This window comes from Pararhodobacter sp. SW119 (genome assembly GCF_017811755.1).
Classification (GTDB): domain Bacteria; phylum Pseudomonadota; class Alphaproteobacteria; order Rhodobacterales; family Rhodobacteraceae; genus Pararhodobacter.
On record NZ_JADDJF010000005.1, the window covers coordinates 1 to 17,185 of the forward strand.

Here is a 17,185-nt window from a genome sequence, read left to right on the forward strand (position 1 = left end):
GTCAAAAAAACGTCGCTTTCTCTCAAATGCCTGATTCAGAAGCTATTCTCCTTCCGCTATTGTGTGCCGAACGGCGCCCTCCAACCGGCCTCGGCCCTCCGGGATGGCGAAAAAGCGAGTCGCGCGACTCGATGGCCTGCCCTTCGGACCGGGCTTCCGACCAGCCCGCAAGTTCCGGTTGCCCTTCCTTGCGCAATCCTTTCTGCATTGTAACGACATGATTTCCATAGGTCTTTTCAACCGACTTTCGTCGCCCCCGGCGGCTGCGGCCCTTGACTCAATTCTGACCACGGATACGGTTGCAGCCGCAACGACCTTTGGGGGGAACGGCGATTGCCGACCCGGGGTCCGAATGGAGAGGGAGGTTATCCATGCTGCGAAACATTCTGTTGTCTGCGGGGCTCGCGGGTGTCGTCGCGCTGGGGTCTGCGCCGGGGCTCAGCGCCCAGGAATATACCCTGCGCGTCCACCAGTTCCTGCCCGCCACCGGGACCGTGCCCGCGGACTTCATCATTCCCTGGGCCGAGAAGGTGACTGAAGAGTCCGAGGGCCGGCTGAATGTCGAGGTCTACTCGTCCATGTCGCTGGGGGGCACGCCGCCGGCGCTCTACGATCAGGTGCGCGATGGCGTCGTCGACATCATCTGGACGGTCGCGGGCTACACCCCCGGCCGCTTCCCGGTGTCGGAGACGTTCGAGCTGCCCTTCATCATGACCGACGCCGAATCAAGCTCGCGCGCGGCGTGGCGCTTCTATGAGGAGCACATGCAGGAGGAAACCGCCGACGTGCGCATGCTTGCGGTTCATCTGCACGGCTCGGGCGTGTTCCACATGCGCGCGCCCGCCGTCGAATCGCCGGCCGATCTGCAGGGGCGCACGGTGCGCGGCCCCACCCGGCTGACCACCCGCCTGCTCGAGGCGCTGGGGGCGACCGCGGTCGGCATGCCGGTGCCGCAGGTGCCCGAGGCGCTGTCGCGCAACGTGGTCGAAGGCGCGGTCATTCCGTGGGAAGTCACCCGCGTCCTGCGCGTGCCCGAACTGGTCGATACGCATACCGAGTTCGGCGGCGATCACGGGCTCTATTCGACCTTCTTCTTCTTTGCGATGAACCCCGACAGCTACAACGACCTGCCTGACGACCTGAAGGCGGTCATCGACGCCAATTCGGGGATCGAGACCTCGGGCTGGGCCGGTCGGGCGCAGGAGGCGGCGGATGCCGCCGGGCGGCAGGAAGCGGTCGATCGCGGCAACACCATCGTCACCGTGGAAGGCGACGCGCTCCAGGCCTGGTACGACGCCGCCCAGTCGGTGCGCGACCAGTGGATCGCCGAGATGGCGGAGCGCAATCTTGACGGCGCGGCGCTGATCGAGGCCGCCGAGCAACTGATCGCGGAAGAAACCAACCGCTGACACCGCGCACCGCGCGGCAGCCGGCCTCGGGCGGGCCCCCCGCCCGAGGCTTGACAGCACACCCCGCCTGTGTGCGACATCGGCGCCTTGCGGGATGGGGCCATGCCGGCCGGCAGGACCTGCAGCCCACCGCAGCCATCGCCCCGAACCACGGAGCCGATCCGACAGATGCGCGCCGACCCTTCCCCGCACAAGCCCCCCGCCCACAAGGGCGGCATCTACCCCGAGGCGGAGGCCTTCTTTGGCATCTGGCTCGGTCGGCTGACAGGCATCCTCGCGGTCTTTGGCGGCATCGTGCTGACCGGCGTGATGATCGTCGCGGTGGTTTCGATCATCGGCCGCTACGGCAGCCGGACCGGGCTGCCTGGCCTGACGCAACTCGGGCCGGTCCCCGGTGACTTCGAGATCGTGTCGATGGGCGCGGGCATCGCCATCTTCTGCTTTCTGGCCTGGGCGCAGTTCAATCGCGGCCATATCACCGTCGATGTCTTCGTCTCGCGTCTTTCGCCGCGGGCGTTGGCGGGTCTGGCGGCGGCGGGCAATCTGCTCCTGACCGCGCTGGCGGTGATCCTCGTCCAGCAACTCCAGATCGGCCTCGAGGAAAAGCGCCGCTTCGGCGAGACGACCGCGATCCTGCAACTGCCCATCTGGTGGAGCTACGCGGGCGGAATGGTCGGACTGTGGAGCTTCGCCATCGTCAGCGGCTACACCGTCTGGCGCAGCCTCAACGAAATGCTCGGCGCCGGGGAAGAGGACGGAAACCTGCCATGATCACCGGCGGCGTTCTGGTCGCAGCCATCCTGGCCGTGGCGGCGATCCTGTTCTTCGGGGCGCGGATGCCCCTCCTGCGGGCCCTCGGCGCGGCGCTTTTCGTCGTCCTCACCCCGGCGGCGGGGCTCTACCTAGGCGGTCCGGCGATGGACCTGATCGCACAGGGCGCGCACGCGCTTTTGGGTGGCGCCTCGGGTCTGGCAATCTCGGCGGTGTTCTTCGCGCTGCTCCTGATCCTCATCTTCCTGCGCGTTCCCATCGGCCTCGCCATGCTGGTCTGCGGCGTGCTCGGCCTCTATGTCGTCCGGGGCCGCTGGTCGCCGGTGCTCAACCAGCTCAAGCACGTCACGGTCGAGACCTTCTCGAGCTATTCGCTCTCGGTCGTGCCGCTTTTCCTGCTCATGGGCGCCTTCGCGATGAAGGGCGGGCTGTCGAACGCGCTGTTCCGCGCCGCCTCCGCCTGGTTGGGCCATCTGCGCGGCGGCGTCGCCATGGCCGGCGTCGGCGCCTCGGCCGGGTTCGGCGCGATCTGCGGCTCGTCGCTGGCCACCGCCGCCACCATGGGCCGCGTCGCCCTGCCCGAGTTGCGCAAGCACGGCTATTCCGGCGCGCTGGCGACCGGCTCGCTGGCGGCGGGCGGCACGCTCGGCATCCTCATCCCGCCCTCGATCGTGCTGGTGATCTACGCCATCCTCGCCGAGCAGAACATCGCCAAGCTTTTCGTCGCGGCGTTCTTGCCCGGCCTGCTGGCCGCGTTCGGCTACATGCTGACCGTGTCGATCATGGCCCGGATCAACCCGCAGGACAGCGTGCGGACCCCGCGCCTGCGGATCATCGACCGCATCCGCGCCCTGTCCGAGATCTGGCCGGTCGTCGTCATCTTCGTCGTCATGATCGGCGGCATGAACACCGGCGTCTTCACCCCCACCGAAGGGGCCGCGGTGGGCGCGGCGGGAACCGGCCTCGTGGCGCTTCTGCGCGGCCGGCTGGGTTGGAGCGAGTTCGTCGACTGCCTGCGCTCGACCGCGGTGTCGACCGGCATGATCTTCTTCATCGTGCTCGGCGCATCGGTCTTCAACGGCTTTCTCGGCTTCACCCGCCTGCCCTTCTTCGCCGCCGAATGGGTCGGCGGGCTGCAGACCTCGCCCTACATGGTGCTGCTGGTGATCCTGCTGATCTACCTGGTCTTCGGCTGCGTGATGGATTCGCTGTCGATGATCCTGCTCACCATCCCGATCTTCTTTCCCGTCATCATGCAGCTCGACTTCGGCCTGACCCCGGAAGAGACCGCGCTCTGGTTCGGCGTCATCGTCCTGATCGTGGTCGAAGTGGGACTGATCACGCCACCTGTCGGCATGAACCTCTTCATCATCAACTCGATGGCGCGGGGCGTGACGATGATGGAGACCTATCGCGGCGTCATCCCCTTCGTCATCTCGGACCTGATCCGCACCGTGATCCTGGTGGCGGCGCCCTCGATCACGCTGGCGCTGGTCTGGCTGATGTTCTGACCGGCCGGGCGCAAGCCCCATCGCCGCCCTGCCCGTCCCTGATCGCCGTGGCCGGCGCGCATGAATCGGGCTTTACGGCGGGGCGCTGGGTTGTCATCGATGGCACCCGAACGAAGCACGAAAGGAAAGCCGCATGAAACTTCTGCGCTGGGGCCCGGCGGGGTCGGAACGTCCGGGGATACTGGACAAGGACGGGATCGCCCGCGATCTGACCGGGCTGGTGCCGGACATCGGCGGCGCGGTCCTTTCCGACACCGGCCTTGCGATGCTGCGCGCGCTCGATGCCACCACGCTTCCCGAACTGCCCGAAGGGGCGCGGCTGGGCGCTTGCGTCGCCGGCATCGGCAAGGCCGTCTGCATCGGCCTGAACTATGCCGACCACGCCGCCGAGGCCGGCCAGCAGGTCCCGCCCGAGCCGATCATCTTCATGAAGGCGACCAGCGCGCTTTGCGGCCCCGCCGACCCGCTGCCGATCCCGCGCGGATCGGAAAAGACCGACTGGGAGGTCGAGCTGGTCATCGTCATCGGCGCGCGCGCGAAATACGTGGACGAGGCAGATGCCCTGGCCCATGTCGCGGGCTACGCCGTGGGCAATGACGTGAGCGAACGCGCCTTTCAGTCCGAACGCGCCGGCCAGTGGACGAAGGGCAAGAGTGCGGACGGTTTCGGCCCGCTCGGCCCCTGGCTGGTCACCCGCGACGAGGTCGCGGACCCGCAGGACCTCAAGATGTGGCTGAAGGTGAACGGCGCGATGATGCAGGACGGCACGACCCGGACGATGGTCTACGGCGTCGCGCATCTGGTCAGCTACCTGTCGCAGTTCATGACCCTGCATCCGGGCGACGTGATCTTCACCGGCACGCCGCCGGGCGTGGGCATGGGCCAGAAGCCGCCGCGGTTTCTGAAAGCCGAGGACGTGGTCGAGTTGGGGATCGAGGGGCTTGGCGCGCAGCGGCAGGTGGTCGTCGCGGATGCGTGACCGATCGCAGGATCGAGCACACTGACCCGCGCGCAAACGCGCGAAGGGGTCGCGGGGCGGTGCGGTGCTCAAATTTGAGCACTTCGGCTAGGCACTGATATCATTCGATAAACGCGCGCCGTTAACCGCAACGAAACTTTTGGTCGACGCCTTTCGGAGTCGGGTGCCGCCAGCAGACGGCGCCCGCTTCCCTCTGGCGCGCGGATCGCATAAGCCGGGGGGCATGTCATCGCCACCCGCCCCCGCTGCCCGAACCGCGCCCGTCTTTTCCGACGATCAGGCAATGGCCTGGGACCGGCTGGCCGAGGTGCTGGCGAAGGCCGGCGTCCGACTTCTGGACGAGGAGTCCGATCCCCCCGACCCGGATGCCGCCGGCGCGGTGCTGGCGATCCTGGGCAAGGCGGGCTCGGGCAAGACGATGCTGCTGGCGGAACTGACGCGCGCGCTGATCGCCGCCGGCGTGGAAATCGTCTCGGGCGATTACGAAGGCCGGCGACGGCGCGAACGGCGCACGCTCGCGATCCTCGCGCCGACCAACAAGGCGGCTTCGGTCCTGCGCACGCGCGGGGTACCGGCGACCACGATCCACCGCATCCTCTACACCCCGGTCTACGACCCGGAATACGAGAAGATCGCGGAATGGCTGGCCGGCAACGGCACGCGCCCCGACATGCCCGACCTCGGCGAGAATGCGCTCGACCGGGCCAAGGCCTTCTACGACCAGGTGCCCTCGATCCCCGGCGCGCTCGCCGCGGCGGGCCTGCGCGGCAGCGATTTCATCAAGGGATGGAAGCGGCGCGAGGACCCGCTGGACATCGGCTTCGTCGACGAAACCTCGATGCTCGACGCCCGCCAGTTCGAGGATCTGTCGGAAATCTTCCGCACGCTCGTGCTGTTCGGCGACCCGGCGCAGCTGGCGCCGGTGGGACAATCGGGCGAGATGGTGTTCGACACCCTGCCCGCGCCCGCCAAGGTCACGCTCAGCCGGGTTCACCGTCAGGCACAGGACAACCCGATCCTGGACCTCGCGCACGCCCTCTCCGACCCCGACCTCGATTTCGAGGCGTTCGAGCGCCGCATCGAAGCGCTATCGCGCACCGACGACCGGATCGTCTGGGCGCCGCGGGTCGATGCCGACCTGATGGCCCGCTCGCCCGTCCTCGTCTGGCGCAACGCGACGCGCATCCGCCTGATCCATGCCTTCCGCGCCGCCCACGCCGCGCCGGACGACACCCTGCTGCCGGGCGAACCGCTGGTCTGCGACGGGCTGGAACTGCCGCTCAAGCACCGCAAGAAGCGCATCGACCTGGAGGCGCGCGGCCTGATCAAGGGCGCGCAGGTCATCTACCTCGGGCCGGGGCGCAAGCCGGGCTTTTCGCGGCTGCATGTGATCGGCGCCGAAGACCCCCAGGTCTCGGCCGCGTCGATCATCAAGATAGAGCGTGAGGGCGACGAGGAACCGATCATCCCCTTTGCCGCCAACATGGGCGCGGCCTTCCTGCACGGCGCGGCGGTGACGATCCACAAGGCGCAGGGCTCGCAATGGCCGACGGTGCAGGTCTTCGCCCCCGACCTCTATGCCGCGGCGCGGTCGGGCCGCACCGAGGCCGGCATCGCCCTGTGGAAACGGCTGGCCTATGTCGCCATCACCCGCGCCGAACACCGGCTGCACTGGGTCGTGCGCAACCGGCTGGGCCGGCCGACGCGCCCGCTGGAAACGGCGGATCTGTCCGCCGCGCCGACACCGCTGTCCCTGGCCCCCGACGGCGACTGACCCCACCGCGCCAAAGTGGCGCATCCGCACCCCTCGCGACTTTCTCGAATCGCAGGGTTGACCCCTGTCTTTGCACGGGTCCAGAGTGCAGCGCCAAACGGAGGAAACGATATGTTCAAACGCATCGTGGTCCCGGTTGATCTGGCGCATTCCGACCTGCTGGCCAATGCGCTGGACACGGCAACCGACCTTGCAAAGCATTACGGCGCCAAGCTGATCTACGTTTCCGTCACGGCGGAGACACCGACGTCGGTGGCGCACAACCCCAAGGAGTTCGCCGACAAGCTGGCGAAGTTCGCCGCCGACCGGGGCGTGGCCGCCGGCATCGAGATCGAGTCGAAGGCCTACACCGCCACCGACCCGACCATCGATGTCGACGCGACCCTGCTGCGCGCCGCCGAGGACGCCGGCGCGGATCTGGTCGTGATCGCCTCGCACAAGCCCGGGTTCGCCGATTATTTCTGGGGCTCGCACGGCGGCCGGCTGGCGTCGCACGCGACGATCTCGGTCTTCGTCATCCGGTGACGCGCCCGGACGGGCAAGGACTTCGGCAGAAAACCGAAGCATCGACAACCATAATCAGAGGGAAGCACCATGTCAGACAGTAACGACGAGTCCGACAACGTCACGAGCGAGGCGCTACCAGCCCCCGAGGGGGCCTCCGAAATCATCGATACCGAATACGAGATCGGCGAGCAGAACATCACCCCGCAGATCGGGCCGTTCGGTCTGGATATCCACAACCCGGTTTTCGTCATCTCCGGGCTGGTCGTCGTTGCCTTCGTTATCCTGACCCTGGCGTTCCAGACCCAGGTCGAGCCCGTGTTCACCGCCCTGCGCGGCTTTCTGACCTCGAACTTCGACTGGTTCTTCATCATCGCCGGCAACATCTTCGTGCTGGTCTGCCTGGGCATCCTCGTCTCGCCGCTGGGAAAGGTCCGCATCGGCGGCGCCGACGCGACGCCCGACTACAGCTATCTTGGCTGGTTCGCGATGCTGTTCGCCGCCGGCATGGGCATCGGCCTGATGTTCTTCGGCGTGCTGGAGCCGGTCTACTACTTCGGCACGCCGTGGGGCGATCAGCCGCTGATGCGCGACCTCGGCATCGTCGACGGAGAGCTTGCCGATCCCGCCACGGTCGAGGCCGCGCGCCGCATGGCGATGGCCGGGACCATCTACCACTGGGGCCTGCACCCTTGGGCGATGTACGCCGTCGTCGCGCTGTCGCTGGCGCTGTTCGCCTACAACAAGGGCCTGCCGCTGACCGTGCGCTCGATCTTCTACCCGATCTTCGGCGAGCGGGTCTGGGGCTGGACCGGGCATGTCATCGACATCCTGGCAGTCTTCGCCACCCTCTTCGGTCTGGCGACCTCGCTGGGCTTCGGGGCCAGCCAGGCCGCGGCCGGCATCGGCTTCGTCTTCGGCATCGAGGGGATCGGCGAAAGCGTCACCGTCGCCGTGATCCTGATCGTCGTGATCACCGCGATGGCGCTCGTCTCGGTGCTGCGCGGGCTCGACGGCGGCGTCAAGCGGCTGTCGGAACTGAACATGATCCTGGCCGGCATCCTGCTCTTGTTCGTCATCCTCGTCGGTCCGACGATGACGTTGGTGTCGCAGTTCTTCTCCAACCTCGGCGCCTATTTCCAGCAAATCCTGCCCCTGTCCAACCCGATCGGGCGCGAGGATGACGGCTACCGCCAGGGCTGGACGGCCTTCTACTGGGCCTGGTGGATCAGCTGGTCGCCCTTCGTCGGCATGTTCATCGCCCGCGTCAGCCGCGGCCGCTCGGTGCGGGAGTTCATCACCTGCGTGCTGCTCATCCCGACCATCGTCTCGGCGATCTGGATGACCACCTTCGGCGGCGCGGCGATCGAACAGGTGATCGCGCGGGCGAGCGAGAGCGCCGTCTTCGGCTACGTGATCGAGGCTTATGTGCCCGAGCTCTCGCTCTTCGGGATGCTGTCGGAACTGCCGCTCGCCGCGATCACCTCGACCATCGCGATCATCCTGGTGATCGTCTTCTTCGTCACCTCCTCGGATTCGGGCTCGCTGGTGATCGACACCATCACCGCCGGCGGCAAGATCGACGCGCCGGTCGTGCAGCGGATCTTCTGGGTGACGTTCGAAGGCCTGGTGGCGGCCGCCCTGCTGATCGGCGGCGGTCTGGTCGCGCTTCAGGCGATGGCGGTGTCGACCGGGCTGCCCTTCGCGCTGGTCCTGCTTCTGGGATGCGTCGCGCTGATCAAGGGGCTGATGGCCGAGCCGCGCTGACGCGCACCCCACCGTCCGATCGGCCCGGAGGTGACATCGCCTCCGGGCCGATCCATGTAAGACCCGCCCCCCCTCGCAAGAGCCGCCCCGATGATCCGCGCCTTCATCGCCCTTCCGCTGCCTGCCGAGATCCGCAGCCAGCTGGCCGTGACGCAGTTCCTTCTGCCATTGCCGCGTCCGGTGCCCCCGGCGAACATGCATGTCACCCTCGCCTTCCTGGGCGAGGTTCCGGAAGCCGTGCTGGAGGAAGCCGACACCGCCTTCGCGGCGCTGCGCGCGGCGCCGTTGACGCTGTCGGTCTCCGGCCTCGGCGTCTTCGGCGGCGAGAAGCCGCGCAACGTCCACGCAAGCCTTGCCCCCTCGCCGGCGCTGGACCATCTGCAGGGGCGTATCGTGCAGGCCGCGCGGCGCGCCGGCATCCGGGTCGCGGGGCGGCGCTTCGTGCCGCATGTCACGCTGGGCCGGATGTCCCCGGGACAGGTCGGCGCCCACGAACTCGCCAAGGCCTTCGGCGAGATCGGCGCGGTCGCCTCGCCGCCGTTCACGGTGGCCGAATTCGCCCTCTACCGCTCGATCCTGCGCGCAGACGGGCCGGTCTACGATGTCCTGGCCGAATACCCGCTGGGCGGCTGACCGCTTGCACCCGAAGCCCCGCTCGGACTAGGCTGGCGCGGCGTCCCCAGGAGGTGCCTCATGCAATGTGTCTTCGTCCAGTTCCGCTGCGTTCCGGGCAAGACCTATCAGGTCGCCGCCGACATCTATGACCGAGAGGTCGTGTCCGAGCTCTATTCGACCAGCGGCGAATACGATCTCATCGCCAAGATCTACATCCCCGAGGATCAGGATGTCGGTCACTACCTGACCGAGCGCCTTTTCGACGTCCCCAACATCTCGCGAACGCTGACGACCATGACCTTCAAGGCCTTCTGAGCCGCCTTCGCGCCCCACCTGACGCCGGCCCCACCTGCCCTCCCGCGCGGGCCGAAACGACCTGACCAGTTAGCACCAAACGCCCTGCGCGTGGCCCGTTCGGCCCGCGCGGACGCGAAAAACACGCCAACCCGCCCGCATGAGCCACGATATGTGGTATGCGTCATCGCCCCGACCACAAAAAGACCCGAAAATCGTGCGAAAGTCCGGGGGGCGAAAAACGTCGATTCTTTTCATCTGGCGCGATTTTTCGTTTCTGATTTTCGCGTGGCAGTCGTTTCGTGCAAAATTCAGACGATTTTCAGGCCCGAGGGCCGTGTTGTGCAAGCTTGCACACCCTCCACCAGCTGCATCGGCCCCCAGCTAACGGCGCGCGTTGCGTCGATCCCGCGCCCCCGGTTGACCGACAGAAACCGAGCCGCTACCCAGAAAGACACCATTCTGCGGGTATCGCCCCGGCCGTCTCTCGACGGGGCAAGGCAGATGTTCGACACCGGCCCGCGACCGCCGCAAGGCTGTCCCGGGCCCCGACCGGGAAGGAAGCGCGCTGATGTATGACACGATCCTGATCGCCGCGGCCCTCTTCGACGACGGTCGCACGACACGCGGTCTCGTCGCCCAGGCGCGCGCCATGCTCAACCCCGGCGGCCGCGTCGTGCTGGTGCATGTCCTCGACGAGATCCCCAAATACGCCGCCGCCCACATCCCGCAGGATCAGCGCAGCGCCCACGAACACAAGGTGCGCGACACGCTGGAAAAGATCGCGTCCGAAGTCCCCGACATGAAGACCGAGGTGGTGGTGCGCAGCGGCATGGCCTCGTCCGGCATCCTGGGGACCGCGAAGGAACGCAAGGCCGATCTGATCATGATCGCGTCGCACAAGCCGGGCCTGAGCGACTATTTCATCGGATCGACCGCGGCGCGCGTCGTCCGCCACGCCGAAACCTCGGTCCTGGTCATTCGCTAGCCGTCGCGTGCCAGGCCATCGACGCAATCCGCGCCGACAGATCAGTCCTGATCGTCCCGTTCGCCCGCCCGCGCCATCACCCGCCGGCGCGCGGCGCTGCTGTCGTGGTCGCTCAACCCCAGCAGCGGCGGCAGGCGCCGCAGCAGCGCGTCCTCGTGCGGGTCGCGGTGGTGATCGACCAGCACCACGTGCCACAGCGCCTCGATCAACGCGACGCGCTCGTGTTCCTCCAGCGCGAACTTGACGACACGGGTGAATCGCACAAGGTCGGCCGACCCCTCCTGCGCCACCTCGCCGCGTTCGCGCAACGCCGTGGCGGCGGCGCGGTCGAGGTCGAGCATGTCCTCCAGCAGGTGCCCCACCGCTTCGCGCTCGTCCGCGTCATAGCTGCCGTCGGCGCGCGCGGCCTCGACCAGCAGGGCGGCAATCGCAACGTCCGGTGGCACCTCGATGCGCGCGGCAGCCTGCGGGCGGAACAGTGATTTCAATGCGTCGATCATGCGGCCCTATATAAACGGCGGGACCGTTTTGTCAGCCCCACGTGTATCCGTCGCGGTCGGGCGTGGCGGTACAGAAAGACGGCAAAGGGGCCGCGGCGCGCTTCTGCGCACCGCGGCCCCCTGCGGTCAGCATCGCGCGATCAGGCGCTCTTCTGACGGTAGTTCAGTTCACGGATCAGGGCGCGCGCAGCCAGGGTCATCCCCGAGGCCTGCAGTTCGTCGATGCGGCGCTGAAGTTCTTCGTTGCTCTCGCTCATGGCCTTCTCCTTCTCATGTTTCCCAACTCCGTGTTTCCCAGGTTCGCGCGGACGACCACCACGGCCCCGGCGCATGGACCGGAATGGCGGCATCTTCCGCGACTGGCACGGATTGCCCGAAGCGGCGCGCAGGGCACGCATTCATCGCTCCGGAACCCGACCGACACGCAGGCGCGTCAAGGCCGGGCCGAGTGCGCGCAATATCGCCGCCCGGGCCGCGAATATCAACCCCTTGACCGATTCCGGCGCCCCGGGCCGTCGGCACCCTCCCGACAATCGGCCTTGACGCCGGACTTGACCAGCGGGCATGTCGTAGCGGCAGCGCAATCGGAACCGGGACGCAGGGGGTGCGTCCGGCCACGGGACCGGCGCGGAAACAGGACAAGGAGATCCGGCATGGCTCAATTCGACCTCATCGTCATCGGCGCGGGCCCCGGCGGCTATGTCTGCGCGATCCGGGCGGCGCAACTGGGCCTGAAGGTCGCCTGTGTCGAAGGGCGCGAGACGCTGGGCGGGACCTGCCTGAACGTCGGATGCATCCCGTCGAAGGCGCTGCTGCACGCCACCCACATGTTGCACGAAACGCACGAGAACTTCGAGAAGATGGGCATCATCGCCAAGCCCAAGGTCGACTGGGCGAAGATGCGCGCCTACAAGGACGACGTGATTGGCCAGAACACCAAGGGGATCGAGTTCCTGTTCAAGAAGAACAAGGTGACCTGGCTGAAGGGCTGGGCCTCGATCCCGGAAGCCGGCAAGGTCAAGGTCGGCGACGAGACGCACCAGGCGAAGAACATCGTCATCGCCTCGGGGTCCGAAGCCGCCAGCCTGCCGGGGGTGGAGGTCGACGAGAAGATCGTCGTCACCTCGACCGGCGCGCTGGAGCTGGAGAAGCTGCCGAAGAAGATGGTGGTGATCGGCGGCGGCGTCATCGGGCTGGAGATGGGCTCGGTCTACGCCCGTCTCGGCGCCGAGGTGACGGTGATCGAATACCTCGACCGGTTGATCCCGGGCAACGACGGCGAGGTTGCGAAGACCTTCCAGCGCATCCTGAAGAAGCAGGGGATGGAATTCATCCTCGGCGCGGCGGTGCAGAAGACCGAAGTAAAGAAGACCAAGGCCAGCGTCACCTACAAGCTGCGCAAGGACGACAGCGAACACCAGATGGAGGCCGATTGCGTGCTGCTGGCGACCGGGCGGCGCCCCTTTACCGACGGGATGGGCCTGAAGGAGCTGGGCATCGAGACCACGAAGGGCGGGCAGATCCAGACCGACAAGCATTACGCGACCAGCGTCAAGGGCATCTACGCCCTGGGCGACGCGATCGCCGGCCCGATGCTGGCCCACAAGGCCGAGGACGAGGGCATGGCGGTGGCCGAGATCCTGGCCGGACAGGCCGGGCATGTGAACTACGGCGTCATCCCCGGCGTCATCTACACCACGCCCGAGGTGGCCAGCGTCGGCGAGACCGAGGAAAGCCTGAAGGAGGCTGGGCGCGCCTACAAGGTCGGCAAGTTCAGCTTCATGGGCAACGGCCGCGCCAAGGCGGTCTTCCAGGGCGAGGGGTTCGTGAAGATCCTGGCCGACAAGGAAACCGACCGCATCCTGGGCGCGCATCTGATCGGGCCGATGGCGGGCGACCTGATCCACGAGATCTGCGTGGCCATGGAGTTCGGCGCCGCGGCCGAGGATCTGGCGCGGACCTGCCACGCGCATCCCACCTTCTCGGAAGCGGTGCGCGAGGCGGCGCTGGCCTGCGGCGACGGGGCGATCCACGCCTGACCCTGGGTGCGTTTGCCGGCGGGCGCCTCAATTTAGCGCCGCCCGCCGGTCTTGCGGGGGGGGTGTGCACGCGTGCACGGTCTTTCAAGACCCTGTTTTCAGACAGAAATCTGCGCACGTTAACCGCAATGAAACTTCCGGAAACGGCCCCCGGCGGGGCCTTCCGGCGGACATGGCGGCGTCGTCAGGCCGACCGGCGCGCAAGCCGCCCCCCCAGCCCGGCGAGGACGCTGGCCATCAGGAACCACAGTGCGATGCCGTAGCTCTGCTGCGGGAAATCGAGGCCGAGGTCGATCAGCGCGCCGGTGATCCAGGGCCCCAGCGCGGTGCCGAGGACCATCACCGCCGCCAGCATCGCGCGGATCGAGCCGAGGTTGCGCGTGCCGTAGGCTTTGGCCCAGAAGGTCGAGGTCATCGTCACATGCGCCCCCTGCGTCGCGCCCATCAGGATCATGGCCATCGCCGCGGTGCGCGTTTCGCCGGCAAGCGCGAAGACCAGGTAGCCGGCGGCCAGCGGCAAGAGGTAGACGGGCGCCAGCCGTGTGCTGCCGAACCGGTCGACCAGCACGCCGGCGACCAGCATGAAGCCGACGCTGGTCGCGGTGAACAGCGGAAACAGCGCCACCAGTTCGACATGCGCCCAACCCTTCACCTCGGCCAGATGGACCTGGTGAAAGAAGAAGGCGGTGTTCCAGGCCGCGGGTCCCAGCAGCGCCGGGATCATCAGCCAGAACAGCGGATGGCGCAGCACCTCGCCCCGCTGCCACATGCGACCGCCCATGCCGGCGCTGCCTTCGTCAGCTGCAAAGGATTGCGGCGTGCGCTCGCGCCGCAACAGCGCCCAGAGGATCGGCATCAGCACGCAGAGCGCCATCGCCGCCACCACCCACAGCATCCGCCAGTCGAAAACGCCCAGCAGCGCCACGAAGGTGATCGGCAGCAGCGCCTCGCCGGTGGCGACGCCCAGGCCGGCGACCGACACCGCCCGCCCACGCGTCGCCACGAACCAGCGCGCCATGGCGACCATCGCCGAATGCCCCATCAGCCCCTGCCCGAAAAGGCGCAGCAGGAACAGCACGCCCAGCAGCATCCAGACCTCGGTGATCACCGACATCAGCATCGCGGCGCAGATCAGGCCCAGGATCACCGCCAACCCGATGTAGCGCACGCGGAAGCGGTCGGTCAGCGACCCGGCATAGACCATGACCGCGGCCGAGGCGGTGGTCGCCAGCGCGTAGATCGCGCCCCAGCTGCCATGCGTCAGGCCGAAGGCCGCGCGGATCTCGCCGGCGAAGACCGCGATGAAGAAGGTTTGCCCGAAGCTCGACCCGAAGGTCAGCAGGAAGCCCGCGGCAAGCCAGGGCGCGTTCGCCCGCAGGAAATGCGCGATCCCCGGCACCGGCGTCCCTATCCGGCGCAATCGACGCAGCGCACCAGCGTCGGGTCCAGATCAAGCCGGCCGAAGCCGATGAAGTCGCCGCAATCCTCGCAGAAGCCGAACTCGCCTGCCTCCATGCGCAACAGCGCCGCGGTGATCGCGCGCCGGCGCGCGCCGCGCCGGGCCTCCAGCGCCGCGGCCATGGCCTGCTGCTGCATCGCGTCCATCCGGCTCAGGCGCCCGACGCTCTGCTGGTCCAGTTCCACCGGGCGACGCGTGTCGCTTGTCTCGCCCGACTGGGCGCGCAGCGCGGTCGCATCGGCCTCGAGCCTCGGACGATAGCGCCGTTGCAGGTCTTCGGGGAACGGGTCGGTCATGCCGGCATTCCGATCAGATGCTTGCGCCCGGCGCAAGAGGCACGATGCGGGCGGTCCGGCGCCGGTCAGAGCCGGGGCGCGTGGTGCAGGATCACCGGCACGACGAGGTCTTCCTCGTCACTAAGGTGGCGGTCGAGAAGCCGCTCGAACCCCGACAGCCGCGCCTCGAAAGCGCCGGCCGCGTCGTGGCTGCCCGGCCCGTCGATCAGCGCGCGCAGATAGCCGTTTGTCGCCTCGGCCAGCGCGTGCAGTTGGGCGTCCAGCGCGTGGTGATCGGCGTCGAGGATGTCGAAGCCACGCTCCAGCCGCGTCTCGGCCGCGGCGAGGACCGGGAAATAGTGCTGATCCTCGATCTGGTGGTGCCCCTGCAGATGCTGGATCAGGGCGCTCGCCATCCGGTGGACCTGCTGCGCCTCGGCCCTCGGGTCGCCGGGACGGTCCAGGAAAACGCGCGTGCGGCCCTGCAAGCCGTCCATGAGCTGGCGAAAGCCCAGGTGCCGCTCCAGCCAGAACCGCGTCAGCCCGTCGAAATTGCGGTGCGAGGTCCAGAGGTCGCGCGGATATTCCGCCAAGAGCACGCGCAGCGCGTCGGGCAGCCCGGTCCGGTTTGCCAGCGCAAGGGGGTCGTCTTCAACGGGTTCGTCTTCGGGGGGATCGTCGGCCATCGCCCCTACCTGCCACGCGCCGCGGGGCCAGACAAGGCGGGCTCAGGCGCTGCGGCGGGCGGGCGTGCCCTCAGTGGGCGTGACGCTCAGCCGGTAGCCGATGGCCTCGGCGACATGCGGCAGGCGGACATCGGCGTTGCCCTCCAGGTCGGCGATGGTGCGCGCCACGCGCAGCACCCGGTGATAGCCGCGCGCGGACAGGCCGAAGCGTTCGGCGACGCGGGTCAGCAGCGCGCGTCCCTCGGCGTCGGGGGTGGCGATCGCCTCCAGCAGCGCGCCTTCGGCATCGGCATTGACGCGCAGCCCGTCGCGGTCGGCAAAGCGCGCGGCCTGCACGGCGCGGGCGCGGGCAACGCGGGTGGCCACCTCGGCCGAACTGTCGCCCGACGCCGGCAGGTCGAGGTCGGAAAACGCCACCGGCGGCACCTCGACCCGCAGGTCAAACCGGTCCATGAGGGGGCCCGAGATGCGGCCCAGGTAATCCTCGCCGCATTGCGGAACGCGGGCGCAGGCGCGGGCGGGCTCGGCCATGTAGCCGCACTTGCAGGGATTGGCCGCGGCGATCAGCAGGAAGCGGCAGGGATAGCGGGTGTGGGCATTGGCGCGGGCCACGACGACTTCGCCGGTCTCGATGGGCTGACGCAGGGTTTCCAGCACGGTGCGCGGGTATTCGGGGAATTCGTCCATGAAAAGGACGCCGTTATGCGCCAGGCTGATTTCCCCGGGCTTCGCGCCGCGCCCGCCGCCGACGATGGCGGCGACCGAGGCCGTGTGATGCGGTTCGCGGAAGGGGCGCGCGCGGGAGATGCCGCCCTCGTCCAGCAGCCCCGCCAGCGAATGGATCATCGAGGTCTCCAGCGCCTCGGCCGGTTCCAGCGGCGGCAGGATGCCGGGCATGCGCGCCGCCAGCATGGACTTGCCCGAGCCCGGAGAGCCGACGAGGAACAGGTGGTGCCGCCCCGCCGCCGCGATCTCGAGCGCCCGTTTCGCGCGTTCCTGGCCCTTGACGTCGCGCAGGTCGCGCGCGGCGGGGCCGGTGCGCACCTCGCCCGGTTTGGCACGGGCCAGCGGCGTGCGCCCGGTGAAATGGTTGATCGCCTCCAGCAGCGTGCGCGGCGCGAAGACCTGCGCCGCACCGACCCAGGCGGCCTCGGCCCCGCAGCCCTCGGGGCAGATCAGCGCCAGATCCTCCGCCGCCGCCGCCATCGCCGCGGGCAGCGCGCCGACCACTGGCACCAAGGCGCCGTCGAGCGCCAACTCGCCCAGCGACACGCTGCGCTCCAGCTCCTCGGCCGGGATCAGCTCCAGTGCGGCCAGCAGCGCCAGCGCGATCGGCAGGTCGAAATGCGAGCCTTCCTTGGGCATGTCGGCCGGCGACAGGTTCACCGTGATCCGCTTCGGCGGCAGCGCGATCGCCAGCGACGACAGCGCCGCGCGCACCCGCTCGCGCGCCTCGGACACCGCCTTGTCGGGCAGGCCGACCAGCTGGAACGACGGCAGTCCCGGCGAGAGCACGCATTGCGTCTCGACGATCTTCGCCTCGACCCCGTCGAAAGCCACCGTGCGGGCCCTTGCGAGCATGATCTTCCCCTATCGCCCCGGCCCCCACGCATG

At 68.3% G+C, this 17,185-nt stretch carries 16 protein-coding genes; 11 read left to right on the forward strand and 5 right to left on the reverse strand.

The window, feature by feature from the left end; all coding sequences use genetic code 11:
- Window positions 1–371 precede the first annotated feature (371 nt).
- The 10 genes from IM708_RS04755 to IM708_RS04800 all read left to right on the forward strand — a co-directional run bounded on the left by IM708_RS04755 (window position 372) and on the right by IM708_RS04800 (window position 10,612).
- Window positions 372–1,409, forward strand: a complete 1,038-nt coding sequence (locus tag IM708_RS04755; RefSeq protein ID WP_209425183.1) for a TRAP transporter substrate-binding protein — start codon at window positions 372–374, stop codon at window positions 1,407–1,409.
- Window positions 1,410–1,577: 168 nt separating this feature from the next.
- On the forward strand, window positions 1,578–2,180 hold the full coding sequence (locus tag IM708_RS04760) for a TRAP transporter small permease (protein ID WP_209425184.1): 603 nt from the start codon (window positions 1,578–1,580) through the stop codon (window positions 2,178–2,180).
- The gene (locus IM708_RS04765) at window positions 2,177–3,691 is read left to right on the forward strand and encodes a TRAP transporter large permease (protein ID WP_245243004.1); all 1,515 of its coding nucleotides are present in this window, start codon (window positions 2,177–2,179) and stop codon (window positions 3,689–3,691) included. The genes IM708_RS04760 and IM708_RS04765 overlap by 4 nt, the downstream gene beginning before the upstream one ends.
- A 133-nt stretch (window positions 3,692–3,824) precedes the next feature.
- Entirely contained in the window at window positions 3,825–4,670 is an 846-nt protein-coding gene (locus IM708_RS04770; protein WP_209425185.1) for a fumarylacetoacetate hydrolase family protein, read from the forward strand.
- A gap of 223 nt (window positions 4,671–4,893) precedes the next feature.
- On the forward strand, window positions 4,894–6,444 hold the full coding sequence (locus IM708_RS04775) for an AAA family ATPase (RefSeq protein ID WP_209425186.1): 1,551 nt from the start codon (window positions 4,894–4,896) through the stop codon (window positions 6,442–6,444).
- Window positions 6,445–6,555: 111 nt separating this feature from the next.
- A complete protein-coding gene (locus tag IM708_RS04780; RefSeq protein ID WP_209425187.1) occupies window positions 6,556–6,969 on the forward strand; it encodes a universal stress protein in 414 nt (137 codons plus the stop codon).
- Between the two features lie 69 nt (window positions 6,970–7,038).
- Window positions 7,039–8,715 (forward strand): BCCT family transporter, encoded by a 1,677-nt coding sequence (locus tag IM708_RS04785; RefSeq protein WP_209425188.1) that lies wholly within the window; start codon window positions 7,039–7,041, stop codon window positions 8,713–8,715.
- A 90-nt stretch (window positions 8,716–8,805) separates the two neighbouring features.
- Window positions 8,806–9,348 carry an RNA 2',3'-cyclic phosphodiesterase gene (gene thpR, locus IM708_RS04790; RefSeq protein ID WP_209425189.1) on the forward strand — a complete coding sequence of 181 codons (543 nt, stop codon included), beginning with the start codon at window positions 8,806–8,808 and terminating at the stop codon, window positions 9,346–9,348.
- A 60-nt stretch (window positions 9,349–9,408) separates the two neighbouring features.
- Window positions 9,409–9,645 carry an Lrp/AsnC ligand binding domain-containing protein gene (locus IM708_RS04795; protein WP_209425190.1) on the forward strand — a complete coding sequence of 79 codons (237 nt, stop codon included), beginning with the start codon at window positions 9,409–9,411 and terminating at the stop codon, window positions 9,643–9,645.
- 550 nt (window positions 9,646–10,195) lie between these two features.
- The gene (locus IM708_RS04800) at window positions 10,196–10,612 is read left to right on the forward strand and encodes a universal stress protein (RefSeq protein WP_209425191.1); all 417 of its coding nucleotides are present in this window, start codon (window positions 10,196–10,198) and stop codon (window positions 10,610–10,612) included.
- Window positions 10,613–10,653: 41 nt separating this feature from the next.
- On the opposite strand, the gene IM708_RS04805 is transcribed toward IM708_RS04800, so the two are convergent.
- Window positions 10,654–11,112: a TerB family tellurite resistance protein gene (locus IM708_RS04805; protein WP_209425192.1), complete on the reverse strand. Its 459-nt coding sequence runs from the start codon at window positions 11,110–11,112 to the stop codon at window positions 10,654–10,656.
- Between the two features lie 653 nt (window positions 11,113–11,765).
- Here IM708_RS04805 and lpdA point away from each other — a divergent pair.
- On the forward strand, window positions 11,766–13,151 hold the full coding sequence (gene lpdA, locus IM708_RS04810; RefSeq protein WP_209425193.1) for a dihydrolipoyl dehydrogenase: 1,386 nt from the start codon (window positions 11,766–11,768) through the stop codon (window positions 13,149–13,151).
- A gap of 184 nt (window positions 13,152–13,335) precedes the next feature.
- Here the strand turns inward: lpdA and IM708_RS04815 are convergent, their stop codons facing one another.
- From IM708_RS04815 to IM708_RS04830, 4 genes are all read right to left on the reverse strand, one after another.
- Window positions 13,336–14,550, reverse strand: coding sequence for an MFS transporter (locus IM708_RS04815; RefSeq protein WP_209425194.1), 1,215 nt, complete (start codon window positions 14,548–14,550; stop codon window positions 13,336–13,338).
- A gap of 8 nt (window positions 14,551–14,558) precedes the next feature.
- The gene (locus IM708_RS04820) at window positions 14,559–14,906 is read right to left on the reverse strand and encodes a TraR/DksA C4-type zinc finger protein (protein WP_209425195.1); all 348 of its coding nucleotides are present in this window, start codon (window positions 14,904–14,906) and stop codon (window positions 14,559–14,561) included.
- A 65-nt stretch (window positions 14,907–14,971) separates the two neighbouring features.
- Window positions 14,972–15,571 carry a hemerythrin domain-containing protein gene (locus tag IM708_RS04825; protein ID WP_209425196.1) on the reverse strand — a complete coding sequence of 200 codons (600 nt, stop codon included), beginning with the start codon at window positions 15,569–15,571 and terminating at the stop codon, window positions 14,972–14,974.
- A 42-nt stretch (window positions 15,572–15,613) separates the two neighbouring features.
- Entirely contained in the window at window positions 15,614–17,152 is a 1,539-nt protein-coding gene (locus tag IM708_RS04830; protein WP_209425197.1) for a YifB family Mg chelatase-like AAA ATPase, read from the reverse strand.
- Window positions 17,153–17,185 lie beyond the last annotated feature (33 nt).

Coding starts and splice junctions, on each gene's coding strand:
- IM708_RS04755 (WP_209425183.1), top strand. CDS start 372: ATGCTGCGAAACATTCTGTTGTCTGCGGGGCTCGCGGGTGTCGTCGCG.
- IM708_RS04760 (WP_209425184.1), top strand. CDS start 1,578: ATGCGCGCCGACCCTTCCCCGCACAAGCCCCCCGCCCACAAGGGCGGC.
- IM708_RS04765 (WP_245243004.1), top strand. CDS start 2,177: ATGATCACCGGCGGCGTTCTGGTCGCAGCCATCCTGGCCGTGGCGGCG.
- IM708_RS04770 (WP_209425185.1), top strand. CDS start 3,825: ATGAAACTTCTGCGCTGGGGCCCGGCGGGGTCGGAACGTCCGGGGATA.
- IM708_RS04775 (WP_209425186.1), top strand. CDS start 4,894: ATGTCATCGCCACCCGCCCCCGCTGCCCGAACCGCGCCCGTCTTTTCC.
- IM708_RS04780 (WP_209425187.1), top strand. CDS start 6,556: ATGTTCAAACGCATCGTGGTCCCGGTTGATCTGGCGCATTCCGACCTG.
- IM708_RS04785 (WP_209425188.1), top strand. CDS start 7,039: ATGTCAGACAGTAACGACGAGTCCGACAACGTCACGAGCGAGGCGCTA.
- thpR (WP_209425189.1), top strand. CDS start 8,806: ATGATCCGCGCCTTCATCGCCCTTCCGCTGCCTGCCGAGATCCGCAGC.
- IM708_RS04795 (WP_209425190.1), top strand. CDS start 9,409: ATGCAATGTGTCTTCGTCCAGTTCCGCTGCGTTCCGGGCAAGACCTAT.
- IM708_RS04800 (WP_209425191.1), top strand. CDS start 10,196: ATGTATGACACGATCCTGATCGCCGCGGCCCTCTTCGACGACGGTCGC.
- IM708_RS04805 (WP_209425192.1), bottom strand. CDS start 11,112: ATGATCGACGCATTGAAATCACTGTTCCGCCCGCAGGCTGCCGCGCGC.
- lpdA (WP_209425193.1), top strand. CDS start 11,766: ATGGCTCAATTCGACCTCATCGTCATCGGCGCGGGCCCCGGCGGCTAT.
- IM708_RS04820 (WP_209425195.1), bottom strand. CDS start 14,906: ATGACCGACCCGTTCCCCGAAGACCTGCAACGGCGCTATCGTCCGAGG.
- IM708_RS04825 (WP_209425196.1), bottom strand. CDS start 15,571: ATGGCCGACGATCCCCCCGAAGACGAACCCGTTGAAGACGACCCCCTT.
- IM708_RS04830 (WP_209425197.1), bottom strand. CDS start 17,152: ATGCTCGCAAGGGCCCGCACGGTGGCTTTCGACGGGGTCGAGGCGAAG.